This window comes from Mesorhizobium sp. M0028, from assembly GCF_040323855.1.
Lineage (GTDB): Bacteria > Pseudomonadota > Alphaproteobacteria > Rhizobiales > Rhizobiaceae > Mesorhizobium.
Genome location: NZ_JAMYVG010000037.1, coordinates 20,282 through 34,621, shown reverse-complemented (window position 1 = coordinate 34,621; position 14,340 = coordinate 20,282). Strand labels below are relative to the sequence as shown.

The 14,340-nt window shown below is 59.9% G+C and carries 11 protein-coding genes and 1 riboswitch; of the genes, 6 read left to right on the top strand and 5 right to left on the bottom strand.

Annotation, left to right across the window (positions count from 1 at the left end; all coding sequences use genetic code 11):
• Positions 1–657: 657 nt before the first annotated feature.
• Positions 658–858: riboswitch (cobalamin riboswitch) on the top strand.
• A gap of 95 nt (positions 859–953) precedes the next feature.
• Entirely contained in the window at positions 954–3,290 is a 2,337-nt protein-coding gene (metE, locus tag NKJ93_RS32740) for a 5-methyltetrahydropteroyltriglutamate--homocysteine S-methyltransferase (protein ID WP_352593517.1), read from the top strand.
• A 350-nt stretch (positions 3,291–3,640) separates the two neighbouring features.
• Here the strand turns inward: metE and NKJ93_RS32735 are convergent, their stop codons facing one another.
• Together NKJ93_RS32735 and NKJ93_RS32730 are read right to left on the bottom strand one after the other, a co-directional pair.
• Entirely contained in the window at positions 3,641–4,543 is a 903-nt protein-coding gene (locus NKJ93_RS32735; RefSeq protein ID WP_352593514.1) for a dihydrodipicolinate synthase family protein, read from the bottom strand.
• 52 nt (positions 4,544–4,595) lie between these two features.
• Positions 4,596–5,828 (bottom strand): trans-sulfuration enzyme family protein, encoded by a 1,233-nt coding sequence (locus NKJ93_RS32730; RefSeq protein ID WP_352593511.1) that lies wholly within the window; start codon positions 5,826–5,828, stop codon positions 4,596–4,598.
• 83 nt (positions 5,829–5,911) lie between these two features.
• On the opposite strand from NKJ93_RS32730, the gene pdxR reads away from it, so the two are divergent.
• The 3 genes from pdxR (at position 5,912) to NKJ93_RS32710 (ending at position 9,338) form a co-directional block, all read left to right on the top strand.
• Positions 5,912–7,408: a MocR-like pyridoxine biosynthesis transcription factor PdxR gene (gene pdxR, locus NKJ93_RS32725; RefSeq protein ID WP_502904421.1), complete on the top strand. Its 1,497-nt coding sequence runs from the start codon at positions 5,912–5,914 to the stop codon at positions 7,406–7,408.
• A gap of 564 nt (positions 7,409–7,972) precedes the next feature.
• Entirely contained in the window at positions 7,973–8,827 is an 855-nt protein-coding gene (locus NKJ93_RS32715) for a B3/B4 domain-containing protein (protein ID WP_352593505.1), read from the top strand.
• A complete protein-coding gene (locus NKJ93_RS32710) occupies positions 8,817–9,338 on the top strand; it encodes a helix-turn-helix domain-containing protein (protein WP_352593503.1) in 522 nt (173 codons plus the stop codon). Before NKJ93_RS32715 ends, NKJ93_RS32710 begins: the two co-directional genes overlap by 11 nt.
• 276 nt (positions 9,339–9,614) lie before the next feature.
• Here the strand turns inward: NKJ93_RS32710 and NKJ93_RS32705 are convergent, their stop codons facing one another.
• Both NKJ93_RS32705 and NKJ93_RS32700 read right to left on the bottom strand, forming a co-directional pair.
• On the bottom strand, positions 9,615–10,670 hold the full coding sequence (locus NKJ93_RS32705; RefSeq protein ID WP_352593526.1) for a cytochrome-c peroxidase: 1,056 nt from the start codon (positions 10,668–10,670) through the stop codon (positions 9,615–9,617).
• Positions 10,671–11,473: 803 nt separating this feature from the next.
• Positions 11,474–11,692, bottom strand: a complete 219-nt coding sequence (locus NKJ93_RS32700) for a DUF982 domain-containing protein (RefSeq protein ID WP_502904420.1) — start codon at positions 11,690–11,692, stop codon at positions 11,474–11,476.
• Between the two features lie 618 nt (positions 11,693–12,310).
• On the opposite strand from NKJ93_RS32700, the gene NKJ93_RS32695 reads away from it, so the two are divergent.
• Positions 12,311–12,775, top strand: a complete 465-nt coding sequence (locus NKJ93_RS32695; RefSeq protein WP_352567522.1) for a Ros/MucR family transcriptional regulator — start codon at positions 12,311–12,313, stop codon at positions 12,773–12,775.
• Between the two features lie 234 nt (positions 12,776–13,009).
• Here NKJ93_RS32695 and NKJ93_RS32690 read toward each other — a convergent pair whose 3' ends face one another.
• Positions 13,010–13,222 (bottom strand): cold-shock protein, encoded by a 213-nt coding sequence (locus NKJ93_RS32690; RefSeq protein ID WP_023679670.1) that lies wholly within the window; start codon positions 13,220–13,222, stop codon positions 13,010–13,012.
• 372 nt (positions 13,223–13,594) lie between these two features.
• Here NKJ93_RS32690 and NKJ93_RS32685 point away from each other — a divergent pair, with 372 nt between their 5' ends.
• Complete coding sequence (locus NKJ93_RS32685; protein ID WP_352473851.1) at positions 13,595–13,822, top strand: hypothetical protein; 228 nt, start codon at positions 13,595–13,597, stop codon at positions 13,820–13,822.
• The last annotated feature ends 518 nt before the right edge of the window (positions 13,823–14,340 follow it).

Below are 14,340 nucleotides of genomic sequence, written 5' to 3'. Positions count from 1 at the left end.
AGCGCGCTCCGGAAGACCGGCGACAGCGCTAAACTGGGGAAGATTCAAACGGCACTTCTGGGGAGTATTGAGCCGGCATCGACACGCATCACAAGATCGAACGCCAAACCGTGCGCGTGCACGACGATTTGCCGCTCAAGCCTCATTTGGACAGGACTTGAGCTGGCCCCGTGGTTTGAGCCGGGTTACCTTGAGCGGGTGGGCTGCGAACAAGCAGTTCGAGACATTGGCCTCGATCACTTCGCAACACGCCGCTGCGCCTGGCCTCGGTGTGCTCCCCCCGAAATCGTTGTGTCATATCACCGAGGGCATCACGGCCAACAGCTTCCACATGGGCAACAGCCTCGCCATTGAGCCGAATATGGTCGCGAGCAGATCACCAACGAAGCGGTCGGAACCTCGGAGCCGAAGTTCGACGCCGAGGTGGTTCGCATGATGCGCTAAGCAGCACCACGGCGCTTGCCGGTATGTTTGCTGCCAGCAGCCGACGAACTCCTATCCTCCTGGACCGCTGTGCGTTATTGCTTTGATTTACCGGCCGCTCAAGGCTTCCATAGTTTCGCTTTCAAGGCGACCTTTGGCAACATGCCAACGCAAATTTAACATAACGACATAAACATTTCTTTATGCGGCGTTGACAAAGAAGCGAACTGCTGTAATTGTCTCCCGCGTCGTGGTTCTCCGTACGGCGCTGCCGCAGCGGAGCTAAGAGGGAAGCCGGTGCGATGCCGGCGCTGCCCCCGCAACTGTTAGCGGCGAGCCAACCCCACTCATGTCACTGAGGCAAATAGCCTTGGGAAGACGGGTAGAGGCTATGACCCCGCGAGCCAGGAGACCTGCCACGGCGAATTACGTCCACGGGCGGGGTGTCTCGGTGGCCGCTGCAGCCTGGCGTTCGTGCCGGCCTGCTAGCGCCTTCCTTGTCACCGACGCCCCAACCATCGGGGTCTGGCATGACTGTCTCTCAGCAAATTCCTGTAGCAACGCTCGGCGTGCCCCGCTTCGGTCGTCGGCGAGAACTGAAATTCGCGCTTGAAAGCTACTGGTCCGGAAAATCGTCCGCTGCCGACCTTCTCACGACCGCGAAGGCGCTCCGTGCCGCTAGCTGGGAGGAGCAGCACGATCGCGGCGTGTCGAAAATCCCGTCGAACGACTTCTCGCTCTACGACCATGTGCTCGACACCGCAGCCATGGTCGGCGCCGTTCCATCCCGTTACGGCTGGAATAGCGGCGAGGTTCCACTTGACATCTACTTCGCAATGGCGCGGGGCAACCAGGGTCAGACGGAGGATTGTCGACACGCTGGTCACCAGCAGGCGGCTCATCGGCCTGATGTAACCGCGATGGAAATGACCAAGTGGTTTGACACCAACTATCACTACATTGTGCCGGAACTCAACGATGATCAGACGTTCGCCCTCTCGTCGACGAAACCGGTCGATTACTTCATCGAGGCTAAAGCTCTCGGCGTTCACACACGCCCAGTCATCCTTGGACCGATCACCTTCCTCAAGCTGGCGAAATCGCCTGCCGAAGGATTCGATCCCATCGCGCTCCTGCCGCGGCTGCTGCCCGTCTACGAGCAACTCCTGCAGAGGCTGAAGCTGTCTGGAGCCGACTGGGTGCAGATCGATGAGCCAGCGCTTGTCCTCGATCTGAACCTGAACGAACGAGCTGCGTTCGAATTCGCCTATGGCCAGCTGTCGAAAGCCGCGCCCGAGCTGAAGATCATGCTGGCTACCTATTTCGGGCCGCTGGGAGACAATCTCGAAACCGCGGTTTCTCTGCCCCTGGCCGGGCTGCATATTGATCTCGTGCGCGCTCCCGAGCAGCTGGAAACGGTGGGTCGGCTCGCACCGAAGGATCTGGTGCTCTCGCTTGGCTTGATCGATGGCCGCAACGTCTGGCGTGCGAACCTGCCCGCCATTCTCGACCGCATCAAACCGATCGTCGCCGGCTGGCCCTTGGACCGCGTCGAGATCGCGCCTTCTTGCTCGATGCTGCATGTGCCGATCGACCTGCGCATGGAGACGGAACTCGACGCGGACATCAGGTCGTGGCTCGCCTTCGCGGCCCAGAAGACCGACGAGTTGGTGTTGCTTGCCCGGGCCCTGTCCCAAGGCAGGGATGCGGTGGCAGGCGCGTTGAAAGCGTCTGCCGAGGCTGCCGCCACTCGCGTGACATCCACGAAGATCCATGACCCGCTTGTTGAGGGACGGATCGCCAGCATTGACGACAGCATGAAGCGACGAGAGAGCGCTTTTGCCGAGCGCTCCAGAGTCCAGGCCGGCACGCTCGGGCTGCCGCCGTTCCCGACGACGACCATCGGGTCCTTCCCGCAGACGCCGCAGGTACGCAGGGCGCGGGCCGCTCATGCGAAGGGCCAGCTGAGCTATGTCGACTACGAGACCTTCCTGAAGAAGGAGATCGAGGCTGCAATTCGCTGGCAGGAAGAGATCGGGCTGGACGTGCTGGTGCACGGTGAGTTCGAACGAAACGACATGGTACAGCATTTCGGCGAGCAGCTGTCCGGCTTCGCCTTCACCCAGCATGCCTGGGTGCAAAGCTATGGGTCCCGCTACGTGCGTCCCCCCATAATCTTCGGCGACGTATCGAGGCCCAATCCGATGACGGTGCGCTGGTGGCAATTCGCCCAGTCGCTTACGGAAAAGCCTGTGAAGGGAATGCTCACGGGACCAGTGACCATTCTCAATTGGTCTTTTGTTCGCGACGACGTACCCCGCTCCGAGGCATGCCGCCAGATCGCGCTTGCCATCCGCGACGAAGTGACGGATCTCGAATGGTCCGGCGCAAGGATGATCCAGATCGATGAGGCCGCGTTTCGCGAAGGATTGCCACTGCGCCAGTCTGACTGGAAAGACTATCTCGACTGGGCTGTCGAATGCTTCCGGATCGCCTCAACGGGTGTAAAGGACGCGACTCAAATCCATACCCACATGTGCTATTCGGAGTTCAACGAGATCATCGACGCGATCGCCGAAATGGATGCGGATGTAATTTCGATTGAGACGTCGCGCTCGAAAATGGAACTGCTGGACGCCTTCACGAGCTCCAAATATCCGAACGAAATCGGGCCCGGAGTCTACGACATTCACTCACCACGTGTCCCGGAAGTCGGGGAGATTTCGGATCTCGTCATGCTTGCTCGCGAGCGACTGTCGGATTCCCAACTGTGGGTAAACCCGGACTGTGGCCTCAAAACACGCAAATGGGAGGAGGTCCGCCCTGCCCTCATGAACATGGTCGATGCAGTACGTGCGCTCCGGTAGAAAGTGTAGGCCGGAGGGTTTCCTGGTTGCTCACCATGTGGTGAGTGACTGGCTGCCGCATGTCGGCCGTGAATGTGCCAAAACGCGATCACATCCTTTGAAATAAGTCACTCGAGCGAGAATGTGCACTTTCCTTCGGCACGTGTATTAATCGCGCAGGAGCAAAGGGTACCGTTTTCTCCCTGTGACGTGTCGAGTTCGAAGGGGATGTGATTGGCGTCGAGACCGCTCCGGCCATCATGCCAAGTGCACTGTTCTCGATCAGTTCGTAGAGGACTTCTCGGCTCGGTTCATCGAAATGCGCGGGTACATACATGACAGGTTCCTTCACTGGCCGCCGGGTTCGCTATTCACCGGTTGACATCCGATGGCAAGCGTTCCAACGCGGCGGCGATCTGGCGCTTCGCTGCTGAGGGCAGAGGCAGGATGGGACGCGGGGGGTCGGCACGGCAAATGTCGAGCAATTCGGCAAGTGCATAGACGACGCGAAGGCTCGAGAACTCCTTGAAGAGGCTCCAGAGCGGCGCAAGCGTGGCATCGATCCGTCGCGCTTCGGCCGCATCGCCCTGTTGCGCCGCCGTGACAATCTTCACGCAGACCTCGGGCAGGATGCCGGCGAGGACGCTGTACCATGTGTCGGCGCCGGCGATCATGGCCTCTGCGGCGTTCCAGTCGCCGCTGTAGCCGATCGAGAACCCTTCCGGCACAGTGCGCCTCTGGTCGGCCAGATGGCTCTTGATCGCATCGCCCTTGTCTGTCGGATTCTTGATAGCGACAATCCCACCCACCTTTGCCAGGCGGCTGACGAGTGCTGGGGTGAAATGGAAATGCGTCGTTCCTGGATTGTCGTAGATGACGATCGGAAGGCCACTTTCGCGCGCCACCGTGGAGAAATGTTCGAACACCTCGTCATCAGTGAGCGGGGTGTAAGAGGCGGCGGCAAGCAACCCCGCGGCAGCCCCAAGGGCCTTAGCGTCCTGCGCGAGCCTCACTGCTTCGTCGGTGCGCAGCGCGCCCACACCCACCACGACCGGCATTTGTCCCCCGGTTTCGTCCAAGGTCTCGGCGAGCGCCCGTCGCCGTTCCCCGCGCGTCAGATACATGTATGTGCCGGTGCTGCCGAGAAGACCGATGGAATCGACCTGAGCGGCGCAAAGCCTGGCAATCAGCTTGCGCAGAGCAACGGTATCGACGCGGCCGTCACGATCGGCGGGCGTGATGGGAAACGCGGAAAGACCGCTCAGGAATGCCATGGCAAGGCTCCAGGTTTGTGCGTGAGCGCAGGACTGGCCGGACGACAGGTCATCACAAGGCGTCCAGAGCCCGCCGCAGGTCGGCGATTAGGTCATCGACGTCTTCAAGACCCACCGAGAGACGCATGAGGTCCTCGCCGACTCCATCGGCCAGATGGGCATCCTTGCGGATCGGCTGACGAGCACGGGTCAGGCTTGCCGGATGATAGATGAGGCTGTCGGCATCGCCGAGGCTGACAGCCCGGGTGATCAAGTTGAGCCGGTCCATCATCCGGCGCGCGCCCTCGAACCCAGCGTGGAGGCCAAAGGCCAACATGCCCGAGCCTTGGGACATCTGCTTTCGCGCCGTCACCTGATCAGGGTGCGAGTCGAGGAAGGGATAACTCACCCATGCCACCGCCGGGTGCGCCTCGAGCGCCTGAGCCACCGCAAGGGCAGTGGCGCTGTGCCGTTCCATGCGCAGCGTGAGCGTCTTCAGACCGCGCAGGATCAGGAAGGCTGACATGGGCGAGAGCGCTGCGCCGGTGATGTAGCGCAGGCCGGTTTCGTGCAGCGTGCGGAGCGTTTGCGCGTCGCCGAGAATGGCCCCGCCAAGGGCATCGCCGTGCCCATTGATGTATTTGGTCAGGGAGTGGAGCACGAGGTCAGCCCCATGTTCGAGCGGCCGCTGGAGCGCGGGCGAGGCGAAGGTGCTGTCGACCGCAACCTTTACACCGCGCGCGTGGGCGCGCTCGGCAATGGCAGCGATGTCGAGGATGCGGCTCAGCGGATTCACCGGCGTCTCGAAGAAAACAAGCCGGGTCCGCTCGGTGATCGCGGCATCGAGATTTTGAGGATCGGACAGGTCGACCGCGACGACCTTGATGCCGAAGCGGGGGACCGCCTGTTCGACCATGGCAAGCGTGTTCGCATAAAGCGTCCTGTGGACGATGAGTTCATCGCCTTGGGACAGGAGCGACAGGATCAGCGTCCCGAAAGCCGCCATCCCCGAGGCAACGACCAGACCTGCCTCGGCTCCTTCCAGATTGGCGAGCCGTTGTTCGAGGATCTCCGTCGTCGGATTGTATTCGCGCGCATAGAGCCTTCCGCCAAGCGCGGCGGCGGCCTCGTTCGCTGCCACGCTTTCGAATCCATAGGTCGAGGTCAAGAAGACTGGCGGCTGAACGGCATTGGAAAAGCCGGCCGGATCGTAGCCATGATGGATCGCCCGAGTGGCGAATCCGGGACCGGTGTCGTTGAGCGACCGCGTGAGAGCATCGGTTTCGGATTGATAGGAGCGGGTCATTCGGCCTCTAAGATCTTTCTTGGGTTTCCCAAAGATTGACGGCAAACTGGCCAATGTGAAATATCCAGTTAGCAATGAATGAAATGGTCCAGTCTTCAAGTGCCGGTTCTGAAGGTCGCTCGCACGCGATGGGTGCACGCCAGATCTACGAGGCTCTTCGCGAGCAAATCCTCGGCGGCGTCTATGAAACCGGTAGTCAGCTGCCGTCCTCCCGCGGCCTGGCAAATGACCTTGGGGTTTCGCGAACGACGGTGACGGTCGCCTATGACCAACTGACCGCGGAAGGTTTTATCGAAGTCCGTCAAGGCGCACGACCTCGCGTTGCATCCTCGCTGATCGGTCCTGAGACGAGCCGCACTGTCGCGAAACGGGTCGGCCAGGTTCTTCTGTCCGCCTATGGGGGACGACTGCGCGCCACACCGCCCTGGCCAGATTATCTGCCGAACGCGCTAAAGGTCGATTTCCGCTATGGTGACCTGGCGCCGTCGGATTTCCCTGCATTGATCTGGAAACGCGCGATGAACGAGGCGATGGCGCAGCGCCCGTTGCGTCTTGCCTATGACGATCCTCGCGGCTCGCGCCGGCTGCGCCAAGCGTTGCAGGGCTATCTCTGGCGCGCCCGAACCCTGAGCTGCGACCTCGAGCAGATCATCATCGTCAACGGTTCGCAGCAGGGCCTCGATCTGTGCGCGCGCCTGCTTCTCGATCCCGCCGACAGCTTCGTCATAGAGGATCCGTGCTACAGGATGGCGCGTCAGGTCTTTGCCGGCACAGGCGCCTCGCCCGTCCCCGTCACCGTCGACGAGGACGGGATGAAGACGGAGTTGCTGGCGGGGATTGGTGCACGACTGGCCTATGTCACGCCATCGCATCAGTTTCCGCTGGGCGGCGTCATGCCGATCACGCGCCGCCACCAGCTTCTGGAATGGGCGCGGCACAACAATGCCTACGTGATCGAGGACGACTACGACAGCGAATATCGCTACGACATCAATCCGGTCCCTCCGCTGCACAGTCTCGAGGACCACGGGGCTGTCATCTACCTCGGCACGATCTCCAAAACGCTCTCGCCGATGCTGCGTATCGGCTACCTCGTCGTCCCGCCGGAATTGCAGGAGGTCTTCGCAACCGCCAAACAATTCGCGGACCGGCATTCGCCGGTAGCTGAACAGGAGGCTCTGGCCTCTTTAATCGAGAGTGGCGGCTACGAAAGCCATGTGCGGCGCGTGCGCAGGCTGAACGGCGAGCGTCGGGAGACGTTGTTGGGCGCCTTGCGGCGCAGCTTCGGCGATCGCATCGCTGTCCAGGGAGCAGAGGCCGGTCTGCACGTCGTCGTTTGGTTCGACGAACTGCCGCGATCGCGGGAAACGACCCTGGTCGAAGCCGCCCGAGGCGCGGGCCTGGGGCTGCACCTGATCTCGCCCCTTTACGAGCGGCAATCGGACGAAGGCCACATCGATCGCGTGGGGCTTGTCATGGGCTATGCCGCCTTGAGCATTCGGCAGATCGAGAAGGGCGTTGAGATCCTGCGAGCGGTTGTCAAGCAGGTGCAAGACGCGTTGCCGGGACACGGTGGCTAAAACGGCGGGATGTGGCGTGCTGGCGAGGAAACCGACCCTTGGGCTGAACCGCATTTCGTTGCAAAGCCAACTGGACTGGGAATACGCCATGCAACTGGTGCTGTTGATCAGGCCAGTTTGGCGGCAGATTTTTCGTGCGAGACGAATTTCCGAGAGCGATGCATGCGGCAAGGAAAACTGCTTCACATCCATATCGCGCCCGCTGCCTTTTATGAAATGGAGGATCTGGCGGAGGCGTAGCTTGTTGCCGGCCGAGCGGGCTCGAGCACCCGCAAGACATAATCGACGATCTCTACCAGGCCTTGTCCACGGCCGAATGATGGAATTATCCAGCGCATGGTGCGGCATGCACCATGCCGATGCCAGAAGATCTGGACGCTCGACAAGCACCTTTCTTGAAACATTTCCCGAACCACCCGCAGCGCAAAGCCTCCCCATGAGAAAAGAGCATCCCATGTCTTTCACGCCATTGATTGCCCCGAGATCAAGGCCCGCTACCGGGATTTTCATCTGATCAGCATTGTGGTGCGGAACGCTGGAATCGCCGTGCCGGATGCACAGGCGTTGAACGACACGATTGCGGCGGCGGAACAGGCGGCGCTTCGCTATGACGCCCAAAGGGACGCGCGTCCTGCGGCGTGGGCCGTTGCCTACGAGGCTTTCGGCACAAAGGCCAATCGAACGCCGTGCTCGGCCGCCGCGCTTCTCAAGCGGGTGCGGAAAGATGGCTCTCTCCCGCGGATTTCCCCACTGGTTGATGCCTACAATGCCGTCAGCGTGTTGTATGGCGTTCCGATTGGCGGGGAGGATCTCGATCTCTACCAGGGGGTCCCGAGACTTTTAATTGCGAGGGGAGCGGAGCCATTCGACACGATCGAGCAAGGTGAAATGGCAACCGAGCATCCCGAACCGGGCGAAGTCATCTGGTGCGATGATGCCGGTGTCACGTGCCGCCGCTGGAACTGGCGGCAGGGGCGGCGCACCATGGTCACGGTCGATACCCGCGCCATGTGGCTCGTGCTGGAAGCCCTCGGCCCAATGTCAGCTAAACAGATGACGGCCACCGGAGAGCATCTGATGGGACTTATCCAAGCGTTGTGCCCGGGGTGCGCGAATCGAAACCGCGCGGATCGACGAGTCCACTACATCTCGTGTCCCTTAGGGCATGGCCCCCCTTTCGGAGAAACACCCCACTCAGCCCTGTCCGGATCTGGCGCTCCTTGCTCGCTCCGCTGGCCTACACAGTTGATTGCGAACGACCCAGAACGGCTCTCGAAAACGAGCGTCGAACGAAATCAGATCACCGTTTGTTCTCCCTTAGCGTTGTTTGGCGTACTTTTATCGCGATGCCTCCAGTGGGGATGGTCCAAATTGCGCAAGCTCGGTCGAGTGATCGCGGAGAAGCTTAATGTCGACTAAATCGAAATTCATGGAGCGGTACGGACAACGGGTGCGAACCCGGGACGTCGTCCCGGTGTCGTCAGGCTCTCCCGTCCGACTGAGCCTCAGTTTTCTTCACGGCGCGAATACTCCTGAGGCCGCCCGGATTCTCCTTAAGAGACAGCTGCCGCTCAGGACGGCCCACGCGATACTCACGGAGATGGTCGATCACGGCAAGGCGTTCGTGACGGTTCCTTGCGTCGACGACCTATTGGCACTGAAGAATGAACTGTCGTCCGCAGGCGTGATCGCGAAGGTTCATGCGCCGCGGCCGATAAGTATTCGCGAAGTCCGGGATCGCACGAAGCTCTCTCAGGAGGCATTCTCCGTGAGGTATGGCCTCGATCTGGCAACGCTTCGAAACTGGGAGCAAGGTCGCTCGAAACCGGATGCAGCGGCGAATACTCTCCTTTGGACCATCGCCCGGAATCCGGAAGCAGTCGAAGAATCGCTGGACATGGAGGACGGAGTGGCTGCCCCTTCGCCCTAAGGGGGCCGATCACTTCGGCGCGCGGCAATTCGGCCGCCAGCGCGATGGCCGGCCGCCGCGCGGTATCGACAGCGCGCGAGCCTCATGCGTCAGACGCCTTCCTTGGCATGTCGCACGCCAGATCCCAAACATGTTTCCATCGCAACGAGCTGGTGACGGAAGCAGTGTCTGCACTTTGGAAACGAGCCATTTGCGTTCTCATGGACGTCGCGACTCGTCTCGTCCAGTAAAAGTCGCAATCATTGTCAATTGCGAATTCCGCAGTCAGCTGGCCGTTTATTTTCCTAAGATCTGCGTTGTAGGCCGGGGTGTTGTCGCCGTTTCGGCGGGTAAGATGGGATAGGCGACCTCGGGTGCCTTTCCGGTCAGCGAGTTGAGGAAGGCAACAAGCAGGTCGACTTCTTCGTCCGCCAGTACCACGCCAAGCTGGGTGGTTCCCATGATGGCAACGGCCTGTTTCAGATCCCAAACCTTGCCCGAATGAAAGTATGGCGCGGTGAGTGCAACGTTGCGCAGCGGCGCCACGCGGAAAACATAGGAATCGTCGGCTGCATTGGTGACCGCAAATCGGCCCTTGTCTTTTTCCGGCAGGACCTCGGCGCTGGGCTGTTCCACGAGGCCGAATGGGTAATAGGCTTCCCCACCAACGTTGATGCCGGCATGACAGGACGAGCAGCCTTTGTCCATGAAAAGCGCCAGGCCCTGTTTCTGTTCGGAAGTCATGGCAAGCTCATCACCATTCAGGAAGCTGTCGAAGGGGGCCGGCGTGACCAGTGTCGCCTCGAAGGCTTCGATTGCCTTGGCGAAGTTGTCGAAGGTGACCCGATCGGCTTCAGCCGGAAAAGCTGCATCGAACCACTCGACATATTGCGGCATCGACTTGAGCGTCGCGATGACTTGACCCGGTGTATTGGCCATTTCGACGCCGGCTTGGACCGGTCCCTTCGCCTGAGCCTTCAGGTCTTCGGCACGACCGTCCCAGAACTGGGCGATGTTGAAGACAGCGTTCAGTACAGTCGGCGCGTTGCGCGGTCCCTTCTGCCAACCATGGCCGATCGAGGTTTCATGATTGTCGTCGCCGCCGGTGGCCAAGTTGTGGCACGAGTTGCACGACAAGACGCCTGACGCCGAGACGCGTGGATCGAAGAACAGTGCCTTGCCGAGGGCGATCTTCTCCGGTGTGATCGGGTTGTTAGCGACTACCGGCGTGGAGGGTGGCAAAGCCTTGAAAGTGGCCAGTGCCGTTTCTCTGAGGTCTGCGGGGATCGAATCCGCAGCAAAAGCGATGGCTGTCAGCAAGGGGACAGCCATCGTACTGAATAGGATTTTCATAAATGATCTCGCTGCGTCGTGCACGCAGCCACTCTGGGATATGCGGCTCATGAACGCCCTGCGCTAGATCAGTTGCGGGAGAGGACCGCGTGGTCTGACACCTGTTTTCGCGGCAGAGCTTGGACCGTCCCGGAATTGAACGCTCTTCTCGATTGGATTTCAGGGAGGCGGAGGATCGCTGCTCGGCAAGCGGCGGCGCCGGAGCCGTGCTCCGGTTCTCTCTGCGCCTTCAACTATGAAGAAATCGGGGCCACCGTGTCCGATTCGGTTTGGGGCCGGTTATCTGTTCCGCAGCAGGTCCTGCTCGACTTCCGCCTGCCTTCGCCAGATCGACGTGGGCCCAAATCGATCCGCGATAGTGTCTTGTAGCACCTTTGCGCGACGATCTTATTTCGACTGTAGAGGGCCGTTTCGGGTGAGCAAAATTACACGAATTTCAAAGGGCGCCCGAGTAGCTGTTTTGATTGGCTTGTGAGGCCTACAGCCTCCATCCAGCGAATATTGGCAGGCGACGGAGCACAATTTTGGCTTCGTTTATCAGCTTCAATGGGCTAACTGCTTTGCTATAATTACAGGGCAATTTACCGTCATGAATTCGAGAGAACCAAGTCCCACGCAGTGATTTTCACATCGGAAGCGTTGCAGTCCTGTCGCGAGAAGCTGGTTTACAACAAGATGATTAACATCGCCATAGCGCGCAAAATATTGTTTGTTCGCTATAGTACGCTCCAGATGCCGGCGAAATCTCGATACAATAACCTCGTCGGCGTAACCCGCCCCAGCCTCACATACGACTGCGACGCCTACACTTGCGCTTTTCCACTGCCCGACATGCAGGCAGCGAGCCATTGCATCGCGGAGGTTGCATCTTCCAATGTGGCGACCTGTTCCCCAAAGCGGAAAAAAGTCTTGCGCGCTGCGCTCGCAGGTATTCGTCCGTTGTATGCATCAAAGCACGCCGTGAGAGCGGCTTCGTAGATCCGGTCTCTGCGATCTTCTGGCCATTCGTTGAGAAAATCGATAGCATCCGCAGGACTGGTGCACGCCTTCCGAAAACTGGACTGCTGAAAGTCCCTGAGCTCATTCGTTCCTCCCGACCTGCTGAACCGCTAGTTTGCGTAAACAGGCGCCTGCTCTACACCCGCCCACCATTGCGGAATGTGTTGTCACAGCGATAGCGGTTCAATGGCAATGCAGCGGCGTGATGTCCTCGGTTTACCAGCGGGCCAATCCCTAACATCCTGCTGCGAGAGCGGCTCACCGGATGAATCTACAGCGTTTCGACCATTGCGAACCAACGCTTGATAGTTCCTCCCGCGCCACCAGGAAGCGGCCACTGCTCTGCCACCGATTTCACAGCCAAAAAGAGGATGGCGAAACAGAAATAGCCTGCTTCGTTTCGAGATCACTGGTCATTTCGGCGCAAAGCTTACGGCCGAGACGCGCCTGAAAATGTGCAAGGACCGCGGCAGGTCGCCAACAACGGGCGGATCAACGGTCACGACGGCGGATACCGCGCCATAGAATCTCGCTAGGCGAGCATCGCAATAATCATGTCGAGACCTTTGTTGCTTTCAGCGGCGACCGCCACTATGAAGCGACGCTTCGCCGACTGTGTTTCACGCCGCCTGGAGAGTTTCATGACAGAAGAAGCCGAAAAAAACATCGACACCCTCATCGAGCTCACGGCCGATGTCGTCTCAGCCTATGTCTCCAACAATCCGATCCCGGTGGGGGATCTCCCTGCCCTCATCGGCCAAGTGCACGCGGCTCTGAAAGGGACGGCCGGAGGTGTCTCTGCAGAAGAGCCGGTTGCCCTTACGCCTGCAGTCCCGATCAGGAAGTCGGTGACACCGGACTACATCATCTCCCTTGAGGACGGGAAGAAATTCAAATCGCTAAAGCGCCATCTGTCGACCCACTATGGGCTGACGCCGGATGGATATCGGGCCAAATGGGGCCTGCCGGCGGATTATCCCATGGTCGCGCCGAACTACGCCGCGGCGCGCTCGTCATTGGCCAAGACGATGGGGCTCGGCCGCAAACCGAAAGCGCCGGAAGCACCGGAGCCGACGAAGCGAACCCGCAAGAAGGTCGCGGCTTGATTTCGGCAATCGAGATTCGTTCTGGAGCGTTGCAGCCATCGGCTTAATCTGCGCGTCATATAAAAAGGCGGGGCCAACCCCGCCTTCCTTTCAAACAACTTTGTTTCATGAGGAATTCGCGACGCCTGACGCCTGCAGCAATCTGCTGCCCTCAGTTTTTGCTCGCTCCTATCGAGCGGCCGTGAGGACCTCCGGACCTACGCGCCCACTCTTGCCAGAACGCAGGAGAAAATTTCAACCAGCTTTGCTGAGGCTGCCAGCGGAGGACTTGCCGGTGCGGCGATCCTGCTCGATCTCATAGTTGATCTTCTGGCCGTCAGCGAGGGTCGAGAGGCCCGCGCGTTCGACAGCGGAAATGTGGACGAAAACATCCGGACCGCCATTGTCGGGCTGAATAAATCCAAACCCCTTGGTGCTGTTGAACCACTTTACCGTTCCAGTAGGCATATACGTGTTCCTCCTTAACAATTGCAACGTGGGCAGGCCATTAGGCCTGCCCGACTCATAGCCGAGACTTGGGCGCAGCAAAAAGCGAAAAATTGTTAAGCCCCGATCAGCTGGCGCACTCCATTTTGGCCGTAGTCGCCAGCAAGCAGTGTCCTACACTACCGCTCGAGCATGGCCGGAAGCGCCCGATCCTTCCAACGCTCCTCAGCGCCACGTCTATGGCCGGTGCTTGGAGGCACGGGACGTAAGGCCGCCCGCTGCTCGTGCCGCCAGGTCAAAGGCCGGGTAGTTCACGGAGCTACCTTCGTGCATAACGGCTTGGCAAGCGCTTGAAGGAGTTTCGAATTGGATTGTTTCAAGAGGGTCGAGGGGTTGATCGATGCCACCAGCGTGGAAGCGATCGATAACGCGCGCGTTTTGCTGGACCAGTTCAAGGGCAAGTCAGAAACAATCGCCCAAGCGATCGACGACTTCCTACTTGATTTCATGACCTTGCTGTTTGTGGTAGAAGCTACCCGCGAGCGGTTCCACAATCCGGCGAGGCGGTTGGCGCGCATCAGATTGAGCAGGATCAGGCTGTTACTCACCCGATGCTCTTGACCTTAGGGACCACGCCGCCAGGGATGCGTTTGCAGCCGCAAAGAAGGCAAAATCTGTTCGCCGGCAAACCGAGCACAGCCAGGCGGTATTTACGCAGATGAATTCGATCGCGACCGCCAAATTGTCCTGTTTGGTACCCAGCGACGACGGCAAGCGCGGACAGCTTCCGTGCTGCTGTCCTCCAGCGACAAACCTGCCTGCATGCCCCCCATCCACGGCGAGCTCGACGGTTGTTTCTCACGTTTGACCAAGGTCCCGCGCAAACACTCCTCTTTCCCGCAGCAACTCATCAGGCTCAACGGCCTCGCGGCAGGCGCATTACGCCAGAAGCGCGCAACCGCATCGTTTTTTCCCGCCCGAGTCCTACGATCTTCGTTTTCCAACGCCTCGCGGATATCGCCCAACTCGCCGATTTTTGAATCAGATCCGTCCTAGCGCGCGAGCAGGCTCCGCGCTCGAGTTGGCTGGGCTGCTCACGCCTCTGCCCTTCAGCATCGACCCGGTCTGGCTGTCGAGGA